This window comes from Streptomyces tamarix (assembly GCF_032423885.1).
Taxonomy (GTDB): domain Bacteria; phylum Actinomycetota; class Actinomycetes; order Streptomycetales; family Streptomycetaceae; genus Streptomyces; species Streptomyces tamarix.
Map to the genome: position 1 here is coordinate 179934 of NZ_JAWCTQ010000002.1, position 19091 is coordinate 199024.

The window sequence follows — 19091 nt, forward strand, 5'->3', positions numbered from 1 at the left end:
CCCGGCCGCCCCGGAGCACCCCGCCGACGGCACGCGCCGTCAGCCGGTGCCCGTCAGGCGGGCGGGGACCACCACGTTCGCGGTGTGGGCGCCCAGCGCCCGGCGGAAGGTGCCGCCGCAGGTGATCGGGCGCGGCTCGGGGCGACCGGGGTGCCGTCGTCCGTACGCCTGTTCCGGGTCGAACTCGTGTCGGCCGAGGACCCGCACGTCGTCGACGGGGCGCGCGGCGACGACGCCGTCCCCGGCGCCGTGGCCGTCGAGCTCGTGCACACCTTCTCCCTGCTCCACGACGGCAGCATGGACGCCGACGCGCTGCGGCGGCGCACGGCAGTGTGGAAGGCCTACGGGATCGGGGTGGCCGTCCTGGCCGGTGACGCGCTCCTCGCCCCGGGCCGTCTCCTGCCCCGTGGAGACCCCGGGCCGGCACACGGCGGGCGCTGTCCGGTGCCTGTGCCGGATCCTCACCGCGCTCGTGTCCGGCCAGGCGCAGGACCTGTGCTTCGAGGAGCTTCCCTGGTACGGCCCCGTTGCGGTCGGTCCCGACCGGTACCGGTCGATGTCCGAGCGGAAGACCGGCTCCCCCTGGGATGCGCGCTTGCGCTCGGCGCGGTCCTCAGCGGCGCCCCCGACGAGGCCGTGACCGCGCTCGACCGGGCCGGCCCGCACCCTGAGCAGGGTGGACTTGCCGGCGCCGTTCTCTCCGATCAGGCCGATCCGGTGAGCGGGGACACGGTGAGACAGAAGCCGTCGAGGACGCGCCGTCCGCCGAGATCGCGGACGAGGTCGTGGGCGAGCAGAGCGGGTCGGGGCACGGGGAACCGTCCTGGGTGATCGGTGGTCCGCCCGCCGGGCACGGGGCCTCGGACGCGGGCCGCTGGATGCGCCCGGCTCACACCGCCGGCGCTCCGGTCGTCGTGAGCCTTCCGTCGGCCAGCCGCAGCCACCGGTTCACCCCGATCGCCGCGAGGAACCGCTCGTCGTGGCTGACCACCACGAAGGCGCCCCGGTAGGAGTCCAGCGCGCTCTCCAGCTGGCCCACGCTCACCAGGTCGAGGTTGTTGGTCGGCTCGTCGAGCAGCAGCAGCTGGGGCGCCGGCTCGGCGCACAGCACGCAGGCCAGGGTGGCCCGGAGCCGTTCGCCGCCCGAGAGCACGCGGACGGGCAGGTGCGCCCCGGCCCCTCGGAAGAGGAAGCGCGCGAGGAGGTTCATCCGCTCCGCCTCCGGCCGTTCGGGCGCGAACGCGGCAAAGTTCTCCGCCACGGTGCGGTCCGGGTCGAGCAGGTCCAGACGCTGCGAGAGGTAGGCGACGCGGCCGGCGCCGCGCCGGATCTCACCGGCGTCGGGGGTGAGTTCGCCGGTGACGAGCCGCATCAAGGTGGTCTTGCCCGCGCCGTTCGGGCCGGTGAGGGCGATGCGCTCGGGGCCCCGTACGGAGAGGTCGACGCCTCCTTCCGCGAAGACGTCCTTCCCGCCGTGGCACACCCGCATCCCCTTGCCGAGGAAGAGGTCGCGCCCGGCGGGGACCTGGGTGTCGGGCAGGTCCACGGTGATGCGCTGCTCGTCGCGCAGCGCGCGGCCGGCCTCGTCGAGGCGTGCCTTGGCCTCGCCCACACGGGACGCGTGCATCTGTCCCGCCCGGCCCGCCGCTTCCTGGGCGCCGCGCTTCATGTTGCCGGCGAAGATGCGCGGCAGGCCGGCGTTCTTGAGGTTGCGGGCGGCGTTGCTCGCGCGGCGTTCGGCACGCTCGCGGGCCTGCTGGAGTTCCCGCTTCTCCCGCTTCAGCTCCTGCTCGGCGTTGCGGACGTTCTTCTCGGCGGCCTCCTGCTCGGCGCGCACGGCTTCCTCGTACGCGGTGAAGCCACCCCCGTAGAGACGCAGTCGGGAGCCGCCGAGCTCGGCGATGCCGTCCATGCGGTCGAGCAGGGCGCGGTCGTGGGCGACGAGCAGCAGCAGGCCGCCGAAGTCCGTGAGGACGTCGTACAGCCGGTGCCGGGCGTCGCGGTCGAGGTTGTTGGTCGGCTCGTCGAGCAGCAGGACGTCGGGGCGCTTGAGGAGCTGGGCGGCGAGACCCAGCTGCACGACCTGCCCCCCGCTGAGGGTGTCCAGGCGGCGGTCGAGGGCGAGGCCGCCGAGACCGAGACGGTCGAGCTGGGCGCGGGTGCGCTCCTCGATGTCCCAGTCGTCGCCGATGGTGGCGAAGTGCTCCTCGGCGACGTCGCCGGACTCGACGGCGTCGAGGGCGCGGATCACGTCGGCGACGCCCAGCACCTCGGCGACGGTGAGGCCGCCGGTCAGGGGCAAGGACTGCGGCAGGTAGGCGAGCGTGCCGCCGACGGACACCGAGCCGGCGGTGGGCTGCAGCTCACCGGCGATCAGCCTGAGCAAGGTGGTCTTGCCGGAGCCGTTGGGCGCGACCAGCCCGGTGCGGCCGCTGGACAGGGCGAAGGACAGGTCGTGGAAGACGGGGGTGTCGTCGGGCCAGGCGAAGGACAGGTTCGAGCAGACGACGGAGACGTCGGACATGGGAGGACCTCGTGAAGGCGGGGGCGAAGACAGCTCCGCCCCGGGCAGACGTGCGGAAAGGGGGTACGACGAGACAGCCCCCTCAGCAGCGCCTCCTCGGCGCGCCCGGTGGCCGTCGGATCCGGATCTCACCCGGAGATGTCGTCGTCACCCACCACGTCTGTGACTCCTTCGATACGCGGTCAACGTCGTTCCCAGGCTAACAAAGCCTTTCGGGGACCTGCCGGGATTTTCCGCCTCCGCGGGTCGCCCCCTTCCCACCGGCGGCACGCCCCCGGTCCGGGAGGATGCCGGCGGCCGGCGGTCGCCCCCCGCACCTCGCGGGTGCAGCGTGGGCGACGGGCAGACGCGGGACGCGGGGCTGCAGTGGCCGCGGCTGTCGGTGTAGCCGTCGTCCCGGCCGCGTCCTCCGCGCCCGGTCCGGGCGGGAGGCGCCACCGGCGCGCACACGTCCTTCCCCACCCTCAAGCGGGTAAGGGTCGGCGTCCTCGACGTGGGCTACGCCGAGGCCGGCCCCGCCGGGGGCCGGGTCGTCCTGTGTCCGCACGGCTGGTCCTACGACATCCACAGCCACGTCGACGTCGCCCCGCTCCTTGCCCGCCTCGGCTACCGCGTGATCGTGCCGTGCCTGCGCGGCCACGGCTCCGCGCGGTTCCTGTCCCGGCGCACGCCGCGCACCGCCGAACAGTCCGCCGTCGCGCTCGACGTCCTCGCCCTCATGGACGCCCTGGGTATCGAGCGCGCCGTGCTCGGCGGCTTCGACTGGGGCTCCCGCACCGCCGACGTCGTCGCCGCCCTCTGGCCCGAGCGGGTCAAGGCGCTCGTCTCGACCAGCGGTTACCTCACCACCCACCGCCGGTCCCAGCTGGAGCCCGCCGCCCCGGGCGTCGAGCACCTCTGGTGGTACCAGTGGCACTTCGCCACCGAGCGCGGCAGGAAGGCGACGGAGGACCCGGACGAGCGCGTCGCGCTGTGCCGTTACGTGTGGGGGCTGCTCTCGCCCGGCTGGGACTTCGACGACGCCGCCTTCGAGCGCACCGCCAGGGCCTTCGAGAACCCCGACTGCACGGCCGTCGTCCTCTACAACTACCGCTGGCGTATCGGCCTGTTCGAGGGTGATCGCCGCTTCGACCGCTACGAGAGGCGGTTTGCCGCCCGGCCCTCCATCGGGGTTCCGGCCATCGCGCTCGACCCGGCCCTCGATCCCTTCACCCCCGCCCGGTGACGGCTCGACCCACCGGCACCACTTCACCGGCCCCTACGAACACCGCGCCCTGGCTGGTCTCGTCCACGTTTGCCGAGGTCTCCACGCTCTGCGCGTCGATCATGGCCGCGGTCGGCCGGGGGTTGCGGCCGTGGGGTCGGCGGGTCTCGTCCCGGAGCAGGTCGTGGACCTGCTGGGTGGTGCCGTCGGCTTCCCACTTGGCGTAGGGGTCGTAAACGGTCTTGTACGGCGGGAAGTCGTGGGGCAGGTACTCCCACGGGATGCCGGTGCGGTTGACGTACAGGATCGCGTTGACGATCTCCCGCAGGTCGTGCCGCGCCCAGCAGCCGGGTGCAGACGACCCCGAGGAACCACGATGAGCGCCCCCGACGTGAGGAGGTCGGTCATCACCGCGGCCGGATCCTCCCACGGCGGCATGACCAGCCGGTCGCGCTCGGGCAGTTGGCGTGAGCGTGCTGACCCGGTTCTCGTACTCGCGCCGGTCATGGTGCCCGGCTCTCGTACGGGTGCCTGATCCTTTTCCGAGGCGCATCCCCCACGAGAGCTACAGGAGCTGTCCACGTGCGGGTGATTCGCGGACGGCTCCGGATTCCTAGCGTGGTCGTCAGGTCGCAGCCCGTGCGACCGCCACAGGGGAGGCCACGATGAGTACCGCGTCCACCGCACGGCACGCCGGAGGCCCCGGCCCGGACACGGGCCCCGACGGTCACGACGCTCGCGGCGGTCGTCTCGACCGGATCGTCCGCTCCCCGCTCGGCTGGATGCTGACCGGCCTGGTCGGCGTCGGGCTGGTCTCGGGCCTGACCGCCACGGGCCCTGGTCCGGTTCCGGTGCTGGGCGCGGTGGCCGCGGTGGCCGTGTACTGGCTGGTCATGCGCCGTGTCGCGCGACGCTCGACGCCGGAGATCGCCCGGCGGGGAGCCGGCCGGGAGGTGCTGCTGGGCGGCGCGATCGGCCTGGGCTTCGTTCTGGTGTCCGCCTTGCTGATCACGGCGTTCGGGGGCTACTCGTTCTCCTGGGCGGGCCATGGCTTCATGGCGGTCGTCTGGTCTGCGGTCATGGTGCAGATCGGCACCGCGGTCACCGAGGAGTTGCTGTTCCGCGGTCTCGCGCTGCAGGCTCTGGAGCAGCTGTGGGGCAGCCGGGCCGCCATCGTGGTCACCGGGATGTTCTTCGGCATCGCCCATCTGGGCGCTCCGGGAGCCAGTGCGTGGAGCGCGCTGGCGATCGCTTTGGAGGCGGGCGTGATGCTCGGCGCCGCGTTCCTGTGGCGGCGTACCATCTGGTTCGTCGCGGGTCTGCACTTCGCCTGGAACACCACCGAGCAGCTGCTCGGCATCCCGGTCTCCGGGCACACCTCCGAGGGCCTGTTCACCGTAGACGTGCACGGCCCCGCCGTGCTGACCGGCGGTGGCTTCGGCCTGGAAGCGGCGCTGGTGCCCGTCGTCATCGGTGTGCTGCTCGCCGTCCGGATGTTCGTCCTCGCCCGCCGCGGCGACCGTCTGCTACCCCGTCGATCCGCACGACACGCTCAGGCCGGCTGACCGGAGGAAACGGTAGTGATGTCCCCTCAGACGCCCTGGCGCCGTGCGCTGCTCCGGGCGCCGCTCGACTGGTGGGAGGAGCGGGACGCCTTCCTCAAGGACGGTGTCCTCGCCCTGGTGCTGGCCCTGTTGGCCTTCGTACCCACCCTGTCCGACATCGGAGCGCAGATCGGGGATCTGCCCGAGCGGCCGGCGAGCGCGCTGAGCGTCGGGCTGATTCTGTCCCAGACCCTGCCGCTGGCGGCCCGCCGACGGTGGCCCGCGGGCTGTCTGGCCGTCGTCGCGGGCGCGTTCGCCGCGCACCAGGCGCTGGGCTTCGCGACGACGTTCGGGAGTCTGGGGCTGTATCTGGCCCTGTACTCGGCCGGAGCCCACCAGGTCCGCTTCCGCCCCGGTCTGGCGGGCGTGGTGAGTGCGGGCTATGCCGTGCTGGCCCTCGTCCTGGACCACCTCGGCTCACCGCAGGGCATCGCGGACTACCTCGCGTTCCATCTGACTCTGGCCGCGTTCTGGCTGGTGGGGAGCAGCGTGCGCACACGGCGGGCGGAAGAGGCGCAGCGGCGGCGGCTGACCGCCGAAGTGGCCACGGCCGCAGAGCGGGCACGAATCGCCGGCGAGCTGCACGACGTGGTCACCCATCATGTGACGGCCATGGTGGTCCAGGCGGACGCGGCACAGTTCCTGCTCACCTCCGCACCGGACAAAGCCCGCGAGGGACTCTCGGCCGTCAGCGACACCGGCCGTCGGGCGCTGACAGAGCTGCGATACCTGCTCGGCGTGCTGGAGGCGACCGGCGAGTCGGCGTCCGCGGATCCGGCGCGCGCGGACCGGGCACCCGCCCTGGGCCGGCTCGGGGACCTGGTCGAACAGGCCCGCAGGTCGGGGCAGCCGGTCGAGTTCAGCGAGCAGGGCGAGCGGCGAGCGCAGTCCGTGGACGTGGAGCTGGCCGCGTACCGGGTGGTGCAAGAGGCGCTCACCAATGCGATGAAGTACGCCGCCGGGCAGACGACACGGGTCCTGGTCCGGCACGGCGAGGAGCGCATCGAGATCAAGGTGACCACCGACGGGCCCCCCACCTCTCCGGCGGTCGCACCTGCCGTGCGGAAGCCGGACCCTGCGGGCGGGCGTGGACTGGCGGGGCTGCGTGCACGGACGCGGATGGTCAATGGTGAACTGGAGGCCGGACCCCGGCCCGAAGGCGGATTCGAGGTCCACGCCACCATTCCGTCCAAGCCCGCATCGGAGTGATCCCGTGAGCGATGCGCCGCCACCGATCCGTGTGCTCGTCTGCGACGACCAGGCACTGGTGCGCACCGGCTACGTCACCATCTTCTCCGCCCAGCCCGACATGGAGGTCGTCGGAGAGGCCGAGAACGGGCACGATGCGGTCCGGGCCGCAGGGCGTCTGCGTCCCGACGTGGTGGTGATGGACATCCGGATGCCCCTGCTCGACGGCATCCAGGCGACCCGGCAACTGGCCGGTCCCGACGCCGAGGCACCGCCGAAGGTGCTGGTCGTCACCACCTTCAACATTGACGCCTACGTCTACGACGCACTGCGTGCCGGGGCCAGCGGCTTCCTCCTCAAGGACGCGCCCCCGGCGGAACTGGTCAACGGCATTCGGACGGTCGCCAGGGGCGAGGCCCTGCTGGCCCCCGCCGTCACCCGCCACCTCATCGGCCACTTCGCCGAACACCTGCGCCCGGCCGATGCTTCCCGGCCGGCCAGGGAGGACCTGGTACGGGCACTGACCCCGCGCGAGCTGGAGGTGCTCCGGCAGATCGCCGAGGGGCTGTCGAACGCGGAGATCGCCGCGGAGCTCTTCATCACCCCCGAGACGGTCAAGACCTACGTGTCGAGGATCCTGGCCAAACTCGGCCTGCGCGACCGGGTCCAGGCCGTCGTCCTCGCCTACCGGGTCGGGCTGGTGTCCTCCACCGGCTGAACCCACGCGCTCGTCGACCTGGGCACCGAGGTGGGTACGACGCACGCCGACTGGTCGGGCTCTTGTGACCAAACTGCGCGACCGAACCGACCGGAGCCTCGTGCGGTCCTCGCATGAACGACCCTTTCCCGGAGCAGGATCCGAAACAGCCGCGACGGGCGGCCCGGACCTCGGATTCACTGTCAAAGCCCAAGCAGCTCCCCGGCACCGCGCGCCGCGACCTCGCCGTGTGCCTCGTCGACGCCCGAGGCGACCCGCTGGGCTGCTCGGAGCCGTACGGGCAGGACGACGGCACCGTCCGCACCGTCACCCGCGGGCACGTCGCCGCGGTCATCCTCATCGGCCGGGACACCCGCGTCCTCACGGTCCTCGCCCTCGCCTGCGCCGGCCCCGTGTGACCGTGCCTCGTCGGGTACGGCCCCGCTCGGCGGCGGCCACCGTCCGGTGATCGCTCGCCAACACCGCCGCCCCCGGTGCCCCCGAACCCGCTTGGGCCGGGACACCGGACGCCTTCTCCCGCCCACCGGGTGACACGGTGATCATGGCGCTGCCCACCCGCCCCGCAGCTTTGACGGTTCCCGGCCCGGGCCGGCCGGGGACGAAGGAGGATCACCCCCATGAAACCCGAGTCGGCCCTTGACGAACACATGGAGATGGGCTTGGCCCTCGCCTCGGTCGTCCCCGCACCCGCGGGGACGGTCCCCAGTGAACTGGCCCGCGCGGCCCCTTCTTGAGGTCGTCCCCGCACCCGCGGGGGTGGTCCGGGCGGCATCTTCGGATGGATCGCTCGTCGGTCGCGAACACGGTCACCCTGCGCCTGGTCGTACCCGTCCCACCGGGACGGTGGCCGGGCCCAGTTCGTCATCGTCCCGGTGCCCCCCGGACGGCCGTCCCTTCGCCGCGCTGCTCCCCTGGGTGCTGGAACAGATGGACAAGCCGCTGACGGGGGGAAGACCTGGCCCGCCAGGCACGGATGAGCTCGCGCAACCTGGGCCGCCACTTCAGGTTCGTGACCGGTACCACCCCGCTGCAGTGGCTGCCGACCCAACGCATCTGCCACGCCCAGGAGTCGCTGGAGACCGCCGACGTCACCGTCGACAGCATCGCGGCGGCCACCGGAATGGACACCGCCGCGACGCTGCGCCGGCACTTCCACCGCACCGTCGGCGTGCCCCCGGACACCCACCGGCGCACCTTCCGCTCGCGCACCCTCCCCGGCCCGTACGACGACGGACACCACCACCGTCCGGGTGATGAGGCGGAGAAGCCTCACGGAGCGCTGCACGGACCCGTGCCGCCCCATGGCACCGGCCGGGACCCGCCCCCGGGCCCATGCCGCCGGCCGATGGTCAGGCGCGGGCCAGGACGGCGGCTCCGAAGGACACGTCGAACCGGTCGCACCAGATGCTGACGCTCCGGTACTTCGACCAGTCGACGTCCTCGGGCAGGGGGTAGTTCTGGTCGCCCTTGTTGCCCTTCAGCTTGGCGAGGTCGACGTACTCCCCGTCGTCGAAGACGCCCCAGCCGGCCTTGCCCTCCTTGACCGGCGCGTCGCTCAGCCAGACGCGCAGGTCGGGGCCGTTGCTCGTGTCAAGCCCTTCGAGGCGCAGGGTGTGCGTGCCGTCGGCGAGACGCACGACCTTCACCGTCCCGCGGGTGGTGTGCTCGTGGCTGATGAAGGTGCCCTGCGCGACCGCGGTGGGACCGGTCGGCGGGGCGGACGCGGGGGAGGAGGGGCTCGGGCCCGCCGTCGGTGACGCCGTGCCCGCCGCGGCGGGCGGGCTCCCGGACGGCAGCGCCTCGTTGACGGTCTCGTCCACCCACAGCGCCCACGGCTTGAACCACACCAGCCCGGCCGCCACACCGGCCATGACCACCACACCGACGCTCGCGTACAGCAGCCGCTTACGACCCCGTTCCACAGGAGGCCCTTCCTCTTGTCGCCGTCGTTTCCTCTTGTCAGCGTCGTTCCCCCCACATCCAACGTCCCTCCCGACCCTGCGGCAAGCCTTTCGGGGGACGGAGGGAACATCTGGCGGGGGCGGGCACGGCCCGCCGGAGGCGTCCGGCGGGCCGTGGGGTGGAGCGGGATCAGCGCGAGGGGCCGACGCCCGCCCCGTCGTCACCGCTCCCTTCCGTCAGCCGGACGGTGAAGTCGCACCACTCGGTCCACCGGGACGCGGTGGCGCCGTCCCGCACCCGGACGCGCCAGCGGTACGCGCCGTCCGCCAGGCCGCGCGGAGGGAGGGAGAGCACGGCGGTGTGACCCGTCTGACTCCTGGTGTGGCGGCGCAGGACCGGTTCCCCGTCGGCGTCCGTCACCTCGAAGAACACGCCCCGGCCGGGTGAGGTGCCGGCCCCCGGCTTCTCGACGGTGCCGGGCGGCGCAACCGACTCCAGCGTGGCCGCCAGACTCGCACCCCTGGTCGTCACGACCGGCCCGCCCTCCGGGTCACCGCAGAACTGGAAACCCGCGTAGGCGCCGTCGGAGATCCGCGGATCGACGGGAACGTCCAGCAGCAGGGATGGAGTGGCGGTGGCTTCCGCTGCGCTCTTCGACGGGGCGTCCGCGTCGGCGAGCGGCGCCAGGGACAGCCCGACGGCCAGGGCCGCCGCCACCGCTCCCGCCCGCCCGGCCCAGGAACGGAACACCGGTCTCAGCAGGCTCATTCTCGTGTCCTTTCCATGTCGGCCCCGGTGTCACTTGACGTAGAGGCGGTGATCGTCATTGGTGGTGGAGGCCCGGCGGCACTCGTAGGCGGACCAGCGGTGCTCGGCCACCAGCTGTCTGCCGGTGGCCTGACAGCCCGAAAGGTTGTGCAGCAGTTCGTACTCCTTCCAGAGGTCCGAGCTGTTGGGCCCGACGGAGTTGCTGCTGATGTGGTCGGCGACGCTGTTGCCGACCGTGATGCCGTCCGTGCCGTCCCAGGAGTAGTGCACACCGAGCCAGATGCGGCTTCTGGCGTTCTCCTGCGCGGCGTCGGAGAAGCTGGTGAAGGTACGGGTGACCCCGAGGGCGTCGAAGTCCTCCGTGCCGGCCGTGAAACCGATGTCGTCGGTGCCGAACCACCGCTCCATCGTCCTGGCCCAGGCGGCGCCGAAGGTGGCGTGCCCGGAGACGTGGGCGGGGAAGGGCGGGGAGAAGTGCTGTCCCTCCCGGTTGCGTGACAGCGGCTGCCACTCAGGGTCGGCCGAGGTCAGGGGGTTGCCGTCGCCGTCGAGCCGGATCGCGGACTCGGGCCGCCACAGGTCGATGTTCGTCTGGTACTTGGCGTCCCAGGCCGCGATGCCCGCGTCCGCCATGGCGAAGGCGACGAGCGCGAAGAGCTTGGCGTTGGCGTCGACGGTCAACCGGTGCTGGCGGGACACCGTCTGCGTCAGTTCGAAGAGCTGGCCCGGTGGCTTGTAGGTGCCGTCCACGTCGTTCGCCCAGAAGAAGGCCGCCTGCGTCTGGTCGGCGGTCCTGAGCGGGGACTCGACCCCGCCGAGATCGCGGACCTCGTTGACCTGGTTGCTGTAGTCGGAACTCCGGAGAAGGGCCTCCATGGAGCCGTAGTCGGTGAGCCTCCGCTGCCGGAACTGCGAGCCGGACGTCAGACCGAACGGCTTGACCAGCCCCCAGGCCGGCGTGGCGGCCGGGTTGGCGTCCGTGGGCCGCCAGTTGCCCGGGGAGGAACTCCCCGGGTAGGGGGTCGAGGTCTGGGAACCGTCCGCGGCACGGGCGTCCACCATGGCCCTGGCCGCCTGGTGGCCCACGGAGGATCCGGCACGGCGCTGCGTTCCGGTCACGGTCTGCGGGATGCTCTCGCCGGCGGCGGCGAGCTGCCGCGCGAAGTCCATGTTCGGGAAGACCGCTTCCAGCACGAGGTACGCGGCCTGGTCGATGGCGCTGTTGATGTCGGCGTCCGCCGGTGCGGTCGTCTTCACCAGGTACGGCCGGCCCAGGCACCGGGTCTCACCCTCGGAGCACCTGATGGAGTTGGCCGCGTCGTAGACGGCGCCGTGCATCATCGCTCCGGCGCGGGCGAGCGGGCCGGGCGCGCCGCCGGCCGTCCGGTAGGCGCTGAGCAGTACGTCGTTCCAGTACTGCACGTGGTCCGTGGCGGGGTCGGAGGTGGGCCGGTAGGTGACCAGCAGCGCGGGGACGTTCGACACGTTGTCGCCCGAGGCGAAGACCTTGAAGGCGCTGGTGTCGTTCTCGTCGGTGGCGCGCAGGCCCAGCGTGTCGGTCGCGCGGTCGACGGCTGCCCACTGGGAGACCAGCGAGGTGACGTCGAGCGTCACTTCCCGCGCCGGGCAGTCGGCGGAGGCTCCGGACGTGAGCGTCGAGGTGGCCGCCTTCGTCCGCCACGCGGGCTGCGTGCCCCAGCGGGTCGCCGACGAGACGGCGCCGGTGTCCCAGACCTCCCAGGACCTGGGGGCGCACTGCGCGGACGACAGGGGGAAGAGGCTGAGCTGCGCGTCGAGGACCGCACCGCCCGTCATCCCGGGTGTCCTGGGGAACTGCACGAAGGAGCGCGCCGCCTCCTTGCCGGACTCGCGGCCGACCCGCAGGCCCACCGCTCCGGAGAAGTCCTCCTGACTGCCTCTGACGACGGTGGTGTCGACATGGGGGCTCAGGAACACGGCGGGGTCGATGGTCACCGGGTACCTGGTGTCGGGGGAGGCGAGGAAGTCGCGGTCCGGGGTGAGGCGCAGCCCGAGCCGTCCGCCTTCCCGCTCCAGGGTCATGCCGACGGCGGTGCGGCGGCCGTCCTGCCCGCCGCGCTTCTGCCGGCCGGCCTCCCACATGACAGGCGCCGGCAGTCTGCCGACGGCCTTCTTCGTCGAGGGGTCGGTGAACGACAGGGAGCCGTCGGAGTTGCGGGTGGTGGTGAGGCCCTCGGTCCGCAGCGGCAGCGTGAAGCTCTCCACCTCGTCCGCCGCGGAGCGGTCCTTGACCACCAGATACTGTTCGAAGCCGGTGCGCGTCGCCTCCACGACCAGGTCGGTCGCCGGGAGCACGTTCGCGTAGGTGGCCCGGTGGCCGCTGAGCACCGGCTCCGGCAGCGGTCCCTTCCAGCCGAGCGTGACGGTCCGCCCGCCGCCGCCCAGGGTCAGCAGGTCGCCGCCCCCCTCACCGGTCCGCCCGGCGATCCTGAGGCCATGGGGGTGTGCGACCGCGCGTACCGACCCGTCGGCGGCCCGCCGCAGGGTGGGATCGATGTCGACCCACTTGCCGCCCTTCCTGAACCGCACGGGTCCGGCATGGGTCTCGACCGACACGGTGCCGTCCGGATTGGCCCATGTGGTGGTGTTCTCCGTACGCGCGCCGGGTACCTCGACCCGCCGCTGCTGACCGGCGGCCGCCGCACTCGCGGCCGGTGGCCCCTGTGAGAGGGCGCCGTCGTCCGCGGTGTGTGGTGACGGCCGCTGGTTCGCCGAGGGCTGCGCCGCCGGGGCGGCCGAGGCCATCGGCCAGCCGCCCGCCACGGCGAGCAGCGCCGACAGCGGCACCGCGAGCCGTCGCAGCGCGGTTCTCCGGCGGGCGGGCCGTCTGTCGGGCACCAGGTGATGTGTGACGTGCATGTGCTCCCCCCTCTCGGCAGGCCCGGACGCCTCGCCGGACCCGTGCCGAAGTTCGTGGTGTCGTGGTTGTCGTACCTCCGAGGACCGGGCGGCGCCTCCCGCACGCTCCAGGCCCCCGGGGCCGGCCGCTCGTCAGCTCCTGGACCGGTCAGGCACCGGCGGCCGGTGTGTGTCCGGAGGTGCAGTCGAGGAGCACGGTGTCGCGCCAGCCGCAGGCCCACGAGGTGAGACCGTCGTTGCCGACCATCACCGTGTGCTGGTCGGTGCCGGTGTTCACCCTGTCCTCGTAGTAGGCGCCGGCGGAGTTGCGCACGCCGACGTAGTCACCCACGGAGGCACCGAGGATCCTGCCCCACGCGGCGCGGCAGGACGGGCTGTAGCGCAGCTCGATCGTGCGTCCCTGCGCGGGGACCGACTTCACGGTGTACGCGTCCGAGGCGCAGGTCGTTCCGCTCGGCTCGATCCCCGTGCACCCGCTGCCGACGCAGGTGCCCGCGGGCAGCGCGGTCGTGACGACCAGTGTGGGGACGCTGCCGGCCTCGGTGTTTTCCGCCGAGGTGAACACCCGGTAGTTGGCCGAGGCGGTCTCGGTGGGCGACTGCAGCACCAGGCCGTGGTTGGGGGCGGCGCCGCTGAGCCACTTGCCGACGATTCCCGTGACGTTCCAGGTCATGAGTCCGGTGCCGCAGGTCCCGTCCGTGGAGCCCTCGGTGCTCAGCGCGGCGTCCTGCGTGGTACTCGTGGGCTGGCGCGTCCAGGTCTGGGTGGCCGGGTCCCACGTGCTCGTGACGCGGCGGACCTGGATGCCGGCGCCCACCTTCGCGCCGCACGCCGGGGCGTCGACGTTGGGCACCCTGAGTTCGGCGGCGGTCGCCGGCGGCAGGCCGTCGAGGCCGAACTTCAGGTAGGTGCGGGGCTTCTCCCCGTCGGCCTCCGTGCCCGCCTTCAGGTACTGGCCCCCGACGTTGTTCCAGTCGAAGACCGAGTTGACGTCGGTGTCGGCTTCCACGGGCGTCGTCACGGTCGGGGCCACCGTGACCGGATAGACGGTGGCCGGATCGTCGAGGAACGCCCGGTCGGGCTCCAGTACGAGGGTTCCGCCCGCTCCGCCGGAAGCGTTCGCCGAGGTCCTGGCGTTCCCGCCGGGCTCGTAGCGGACGGCGACGGCGCCCTCGCGTGCGGTGCCCTCCCCGGCGCGTACGAAGCCGTCGGCCCTCCCCGGCCGGGTGGCGGGCTGCGCCCGCATGGACGCGGTGGGCGAGATGGTCACCCGGCTCCCGGACCCGTCGGTCAGCCCCAGCCCTCCGTCCGCCCGCCGGTCGATCCGTCCTGCGGCGTCGAGGGGGATCTCCAGCTTGAGCGGACCGGTCGGCCTGGCGCGCAGCACCACCTCGAAGCGCACGCCCGACGGCAGGGCGGTGACGACCAGGTCGCCCGTTCCACCCGCCGCGCGCTCGTACGTCGCCCGGTGACCCCGCACGCGGGGTTCGGGCAGCCTGCTCGGCCACCCGAACTCCAGTTCGCTGCCGGGTGAGGTCCGCAGCCGCGCGAAGGAGAAGTCGCCCCCGGCCGAGAACCGCACGTCCGCCCCGACCGCCTCGGGCCGCAGCACCCCGCCCGAGAGGTTCAGGCGGGTGTCGATGTCCCGCCAGCCGCCGTCGGGTCCGCGGAGCCGGACGGGACCGGCGGAGAGCTCGGTGACGACCTCCCCCTTCGGAGTCACGGCGGAGGTGGAGGACTCCGTGGTCCTCTCCGGAACCGGAACGGTGTCGTGCGTCCTCCTCGCCCGTTCCGCTGCCGCCGCCAGCACCCTGTCCGCCGTGTCGCGGGCGGTCACCGGCCCGGCGGCGGCCGGTCCCGCGGCCAGCGTCGACAGCAGAAGCCCGGGGGCCACCGCGGCGGTGCACAGCGCGACCCACGGACGTGCCGTCCCGGCCCAAGGGCCCGGGACGCGCCACTTCTTCCTACTCGTGCTCAAGGAAATCCCTGCTCCGTTCACGAAGTCGGTCGGCAAAGGCAGCGCGGGCACCGGACGTCGTCTCCGTACGGGGAAGGCGAGGTTTCTCCTCCTCCCATGCACAACTTCACCTCGGTCCCCACGTGTTACGTCCACAAGCCCGCCAAATATGGGATGTCCACACCGAGAGGTCAACGGTGACGGAAATCACAGGACCGGGGTCGTCGCGAAGCGGAAAACCGCGCGCGGAAAGGAACCGGACACCACCGATGTCGGACCTCGCGCCCGGTGCCGCATGCGGGGAGGGAAGACGGAGCCCAGACCGACGGGGCAGGGGCGCGCCGCCGGGACGGCACCGCTTCCCGGCCAAAGCGGAGTAGCGGCCACCGAGACGGCGTCACGAAAGCGACGGCCGGAAAAGTGAACGACTCCCCGGGACCCTGCGGCAGAAGACCGCCCGGACGCCGGAGCGCGCCTCTGTGTCCGGTGGCCCGGGAGGGAGTCGTGGAGTCCCCTGCCGGGGTGTGTGCCGTTCCGGCCGACGTCGGGTTGCCCGGTGGACACCTTCTGGCGCTCTCCCACCAGGCTCCTTCCTGAACGCGTTCGGTTGACCGCGTTCAGGCCAGAGCATCCGCACTCCCCTCGCGCCCCTCCTCGGGGGGTGCCGCGCCGCTACTCCGCCTCCCGTCACCACGCCGGCCCGCGCCCGCACCCCCGCCTCGGCGCCCCGCGTCCGCACCCCGGAGGGGGTCGGCCGGGCCCGTGCCTCCAGCCGGGCCGGGCGGCCGTACGACCCTCGGGCCCCACCCTGGGCCGACCTCGTCGCCCCTACGCGACCGTCTGGCTGATTTATGTCGGTGTGGCCCTCGGTGTCGTGGTCGTGTCCGCGTTCAGACATCGGTATGGGAACGGTTAGATCGCAGGTTGGCGTAGGTTTCTCCGCTGATCCTCATTAGCTTGACGGACACTTACACGCCCTTTAAGTTCCCGATCACTTGGCCGAATATTGACACACCCTTGGTAAGGGCGGTGGAAGGAACCCAGTGAACTGGTACCTGGCAGTACTCAAGAACTACGCGGGCTTCAGCGGGCGTGCGCGCCGCAAGGAGTACTGGATTTTCACCCTCGTCAACTTCGCCCTCACCCTCCTGCTGATCGGTGTCGACCTGGTGATCGGCACGTACTCGGTTCTCTACCTCCTCTACTGCTTGGCGGTGTTCCTGCCGACGCTCGCCGTCACGATCCGCCGCCTGCACGACACCGGACGTTCCGGATGGTGGTCGCTCATCTCGATGGTCCCCTTCGTCGGTGGCATCGTCCTGCTGGTCTTCCTCGTCTCCGAGGGCGAGACCAAGGCGAACCAGTGGGGCGTCAACCCGCACTTCGCGCCCGCCGCCTGAGACATCGCCCCTGCGCGGACTGGAGCCGGGTGCCCTCGACGGCGCCCGGCTCCGGCACGTCCGGCAACGCCGGCGGGCATCCGGATGTGCGAGGCCTCCCACGGAATCACCCGGCTCGACCACTGCACGATCTCCCCGATCCGCTGTACGACGACGGACGGGAAACCGCAGCAACCGCTGGTGCATTCCGGTTTCCCCAGGGTCCGTCTTCAAAGATCGTCCGGGTGGTGGGTCATGGCGCCGTGGTACGCCGTCACGAACTCACCGATCAGAAGGGTGAGTTACTTGCTCCACTGATACCCCGGGCCACGACGGGGCAGCCTCGCGTGGAGGACCGGCAGGTCATCAACGGGATGGTCCGGCAATCCGTCCGAGCGGACGGACGAGCTCGTCGCGCGGCCGGAGGCCGGGGCGGTCGCCGGGCCAGGCGGGAGGGGCGGTGGTGTGCCGTCCTGGTGGGCGGCCTTCCAGCGCTTGTGCAGCTCGCCCTTCCAGCTCTCGGGCAGGGGTCCAGGGAACACTCCGGGCGGCGAGCTGGTCGCGGTTCCAGCCCCCGGCGGACGTGCGGGCGGCCTCGCTCTCCTCCGGTGAGGGCGGGACCGTCATCTGCTCGCTCCACGTCATCGTCGAAAGGGTGACCCTCAGCGTTCCAGGGCAGGCGCCGACGACAGGCCCGTCCTCAAGGAGGGCGTCGCTCACGGAGTGGTGCGGTCCAGGGTGTTCGTCAGGTCGTCGACGGCCGCCAACAGCAGTTCCGTCTGCCCGGGATCGGTGGCCGCCTGCCGTCCGGCGATGAAGGCGAGCAGGGGGTGCGCCGGAGCGCGGCGCGCAGGTCGGCGATGTGCTGGTCGCGGATGTCGGCGGCGAGGGCGGGCGGGGTGACCGCGGGCGGTTCTCCTTGGCGGTCGGTCAGGTGATGCGGGCGATCAGGGAGGGCGCCACGTGGAACCCGACGCCGACCAGCCGATCCGTCAGCCCATCTCCCGACGGGGGAAGAAGCGCCGACGCAGTCGATCACCGGCTTCGCCCACGACGATCACCAGCACAGCACTCACCGCGCAGTCCACGAGGCTCGTCGGCTGGTCGAACACCATCCCCAAGATCGAAAAAGCAGCGGTGACAGCCGCCCACCACGCAACCCACGAGCCGATCACAGACCACCCACGCCGTCTCCTCACGGCATCAGAGTACGTCCCCCTCCCCCCTGCCGGGGGCCAGAGACAGCTGCTGAACGGCGAGGACGCCCGGCGTCAGCCGTTACCCCTCGGTGTGCCGATCGTCGCGCGGCCGGACGGCGACCGGGGCGGGCCGGCCGGAGCGGGGCGGCGCCGGGCACCCCGAACGCGTTCCGGCAGAAAGCCAGCGTGACGTCGTTCGTGGTGCGCCGGTTCGTCGACCGCGGGCTGCTGGTCGACCTGAGCGCGAACCCGGACGGGGGCACCACCGCCCCGGGCAGGTCGTCGAGCTCTGCGCACGGGAGGACCTGGCCGAGCTCGTCGCCGCCGACACCCCGCTCGGACCCGACCAGGCCGCGACCCGCTGCGCGTGAGGAGGGTGGGCTTCGACTGGATGGTCAAGCTCGGGTGGATCCGTGCCGCGGAGTGGGTCGAGGTCCAATTCGGCACGCCGCCGGCCGGGGCGGTCGATGTCACACCGCATGGCTCCCCCGGGTTGGTGGCGCCCAGGAGAGCTGCCTACGCCGCAGCCGGAGCACGAACCCCCACCCCAGCCACAACATCCCGCCCGGCGGCACCGCGACTCCGAGAACCGTCCCGCCGAGCGGTACCGCCCGTCACCGGCGGTACCGGCGAACGTGCGCCGCAGCCCGTGACCGTAGGCGGGTGCGTCGCGGTAGGCGTCGTAGCGCTCCAGCTTGGCAAGCAGGAGGGCGCAGGACATGGTGCGGTCGATCTCCACGAACGCGTGGGAGGACGACCAACGTGGCAGTGCCCTCGGTGTCTACCGAATGTGCGCCTTGACCTGGTTGTAGACCGTCTGGTCGGTGCGCAACCCGCTGTGGTCGAGGCAGGCGGTGGTGGTGTTGACGGCTCCGGTGAGCGCCACGCTGCTCGTGGGGTTGATGACGTTGTCGCAGGGCGAGCGCCAGGTGGCGTAGCGGGGGGAGCCGGGGGTTTCGTCACCGGAGTTGAGGGCGTTGAGGAAGGCAGATCCCGGCCGCATCTCGACACAAGGGGCACCGCCGCACCAACGGGCGGTCTCCGTGCCGTGGTTGGGCCCGGCCAGGGAGACCCACGCGTCGACCTTGCTGGCGCCGCCGAGGTTCTTGAGGTAGTAGCGGGAGGACAGGGCGCCCATCGAGTGGGTGACGACATCGACCTTGGTGGCACCGGTGGTGGCCAGGACGCGCTCGATCTCGTCGGCGAGCTGTGCGGCGGTGGTGGTGTTGGACTGTGCGGCGTTGTACGTCCACGCATCGAGATGGCCGGCCGGCCAGCCGTCGGCCCGGAATCGGTCAGCCATGGCCCGCCAGGTAGAACCGTCGGAGTTCCACCCGTGGACGAAGACGATCGGGTCGGGGCGGACGGCTTGCCGCTGACCGCCGGCCGCGGCCCCGGGGGCGGGAAGAAGGGCCGCGAACGCGAGGAGGAGCGGAGTCAAGCTCCGCGGCAGATTCCTGATCACTCACGGTTTCTAGCGTGCCGGCGACGGCGGTGACACCGTTTGCCCCAACCCCTCACCCACCCGGCGGCAGGAATTCACCGCAGCGACGTGACAACGGTTCGAAGCCTCGGCTCTACTGCGCCGTGCCCGCCTGGCCTCCGCCGTTGAGATCGGCGGCCAGGTACATCTGGAAGTCCGCGACGAATCCGACCGCCGGGCCCGGCTGTTCGAGGTCGGCGGCAGCAAGCCGCGGGCCGTGCTGTGGCACGCCCTCGACGGCGCTCCGAAGGCCCCGTGTCCCGCCCG

General features: G+C 72.2%; 14 protein-coding genes and 5 pseudogenes. 8 read left to right on the top strand and 11 right to left on the bottom strand.

Features of this window, described 5'->3' with window-relative positions:
- Positions 1-39: 39 nt before the first annotated feature.
- Positions 40-288: a hypothetical protein gene (locus tag RND61_RS02900; RefSeq protein ID WP_315876124.1), complete on the bottom strand. Its 249-nt coding sequence runs from the start codon at positions 286-288 to the stop codon at positions 40-42.
- Here RND61_RS02900 and RND61_RS32615 point away from each other — a divergent pair.
- A pseudogene (locus tag RND61_RS32615) lies at positions 265-327 on the top strand (hypothetical protein); the annotation flags it as partial. The gene RND61_RS02900 and the pseudogene RND61_RS32615 overlap by 24 nt on opposite strands.
- A 327-nt stretch (positions 328-654) precedes the next feature.
- Here RND61_RS32615 and RND61_RS02910 read toward each other — a convergent pair.
- Both RND61_RS02910 and RND61_RS02915 read right to left on the bottom strand, forming a co-directional pair.
- Positions 655-812, bottom strand: a pseudogene (locus RND61_RS02910) (ATP-binding cassette domain-containing protein); the annotation flags it as partial.
- 77 nt (positions 813-889) lie between these two features.
- Positions 890-2524: an ABC-F family ATP-binding cassette domain-containing protein gene (locus tag RND61_RS02915; RefSeq protein WP_315876027.1), complete on the bottom strand. Its 1635-nt coding sequence runs from the start codon at positions 2522-2524 to the stop codon at positions 890-892.
- Positions 2525-2890: 366 nt separating this feature from the next.
- Here RND61_RS02915 and RND61_RS02920 point away from each other — a divergent pair.
- A pseudogene (locus tag RND61_RS02920) lies at positions 2891-3816 on the top strand (alpha/beta fold hydrolase); the annotation flags it as partial.
- Positions 3817-3924: 108 nt separating this feature from the next.
- On the opposite strand, the pseudogene RND61_RS02925 reads toward RND61_RS02920, so the two are convergent.
- Positions 3925-4281: pseudogene (locus RND61_RS02925) on the bottom strand (transposase); the annotation flags it as partial.
- Between the two features lie 112 nt (positions 4282-4393).
- Between RND61_RS02925 and RND61_RS02930 the strand changes: the two are divergent.
- From RND61_RS02930 to RND61_RS02950, 5 genes and pseudogenes are all read left to right on the top strand, one after another.
- Positions 4394-5293 (top strand): CPBP family intramembrane glutamic endopeptidase, encoded by a 900-nt coding sequence (locus tag RND61_RS02930; protein ID WP_315876028.1) that lies wholly within the window; start codon positions 4394-4396, stop codon positions 5291-5293.
- An 18-nt stretch (positions 5294-5311) separates the two neighbouring features.
- A complete protein-coding gene (locus RND61_RS02935) occupies positions 5312-6541 on the top strand; it encodes a sensor histidine kinase (protein ID WP_315876029.1) in 1230 nt (409 codons plus the stop codon).
- A 4-nt stretch (positions 6542-6545) separates the two neighbouring features.
- Positions 6546-7238 (top strand): response regulator transcription factor, encoded by a 693-nt coding sequence (locus tag RND61_RS02940; protein WP_315876030.1) that lies wholly within the window; start codon positions 6546-6548, stop codon positions 7236-7238.
- 113 nt (positions 7239-7351) lie between these two features.
- Positions 7352-7636, top strand: a complete 285-nt coding sequence (locus RND61_RS02945) for a hypothetical protein (RefSeq protein ID WP_315876031.1) — start codon at positions 7352-7354, stop codon at positions 7634-7636.
- Positions 7637-8010: 374 nt separating this feature from the next.
- A pseudogene (locus tag RND61_RS02950) lies at positions 8011-8439 on the top strand (helix-turn-helix domain-containing protein); the annotation flags it as partial.
- Positions 8440-8587: 148 nt separating this feature from the next.
- On the opposite strand, the gene RND61_RS02955 reads toward RND61_RS02950, so the two are convergent.
- The 4 genes from RND61_RS02955 to RND61_RS02970 form a co-directional block, all read right to left on the bottom strand.
- The gene (locus tag RND61_RS02955) at positions 8588-9160 is read right to left on the bottom strand and encodes a DM13 domain-containing protein (RefSeq protein ID WP_391652736.1); all 573 of its coding nucleotides are present in this window, start codon (positions 9158-9160) and stop codon (positions 8588-8590) included.
- Between the two features lie 169 nt (positions 9161-9329).
- Positions 9330-9908, bottom strand: coding sequence for a hypothetical protein (locus RND61_RS02960; protein WP_315876032.1), 579 nt, complete (start codon positions 9906-9908; stop codon positions 9330-9332).
- 30 nt (positions 9909-9938) lie between these two features.
- Complete coding sequence (locus tag RND61_RS02965) at positions 9939-12806, bottom strand: DNRLRE domain-containing protein (protein WP_315876033.1); 2868 nt, start codon at positions 12804-12806, stop codon at positions 9939-9941.
- A 148-nt stretch (positions 12807-12954) separates the two neighbouring features.
- Entirely contained in the window at positions 12955-14784 is a 1830-nt protein-coding gene (locus RND61_RS02970) for a DNRLRE domain-containing protein (protein ID WP_315876034.1), read from the bottom strand.
- 1022 nt (positions 14785-15806) lie between these two features.
- On the opposite strand from RND61_RS02970, the gene RND61_RS02975 reads away from it, so the two are divergent.
- Complete coding sequence (locus RND61_RS02975; protein ID WP_315876035.1) at positions 15807-16163, top strand: DUF805 domain-containing protein; 357 nt, start codon at positions 15807-15809, stop codon at positions 16161-16163.
- Positions 16164-17134: 971 nt separating this feature from the next.
- Here RND61_RS02975 and RND61_RS02980 read toward each other — a convergent pair.
- The 3 genes from RND61_RS02980 to RND61_RS02990 form a co-directional block, all read right to left on the bottom strand.
- Complete coding sequence (locus RND61_RS02980) at positions 17135-17257, bottom strand: hypothetical protein (protein ID WP_315876036.1); 123 nt, start codon at positions 17255-17257, stop codon at positions 17135-17137.
- An 865-nt stretch (positions 17258-18122) separates the two neighbouring features.
- A complete protein-coding gene (locus RND61_RS02985; protein ID WP_315876037.1) occupies positions 18123-18806 on the bottom strand; it encodes an esterase/lipase family protein in 684 nt (227 codons plus the stop codon).
- A 112-nt stretch (positions 18807-18918) separates the two neighbouring features.
- Positions 18919-19053 carry a hypothetical protein gene (locus tag RND61_RS02990; RefSeq protein WP_315876038.1) on the bottom strand — a complete coding sequence of 45 codons (135 nt, stop codon included), beginning with the start codon at positions 19051-19053 and terminating at the stop codon, positions 18919-18921.
- Positions 19054-19091 lie beyond the last annotated feature (38 nt).

What these genes read in the sequence shown, in the direction of transcription:
- RND61_RS02945 (WP_315876031.1), top strand. Translation starts at nt 7,352, where the DNA reads ATGAACGACCCTTTCCCGGAGCAGGATCCGAAACAGCCGCGACGGGCG.
- RND61_RS02965 (WP_315876033.1), bottom strand. Translation starts at nt 12,806, where the DNA reads ATGCACGTCACACATCACCTGGTGCCCGACAGACGGCCCGCCCGCCGG.
- RND61_RS02915 (WP_315876027.1), bottom strand. Translation starts at nt 2,524, where the DNA reads ATGTCCGACGTCTCCGTCGTCTGCTCGAACCTGTCCTTCGCCTGGCCC.
- RND61_RS02960 (WP_315876032.1), bottom strand. Translation starts at nt 9,908, where the DNA reads ATGAGCCTGCTGAGACCGGTGTTCCGTTCCTGGGCCGGGCGGGCGGGA.
- RND61_RS02980 (WP_315876036.1), bottom strand. Translation starts at nt 17,257, where the DNA reads ATGGTGTTCGACCAGCCGACGAGCCTCGTGGACTGCGCGGTGAGTGCT.
- RND61_RS02930 (WP_315876028.1), top strand. Translation starts at nt 4,394, where the DNA reads ATGAGTACCGCGTCCACCGCACGGCACGCCGGAGGCCCCGGCCCGGAC.
- RND61_RS02935 (WP_315876029.1), top strand. Translation starts at nt 5,312, where the DNA reads ATGTCCCCTCAGACGCCCTGGCGCCGTGCGCTGCTCCGGGCGCCGCTC.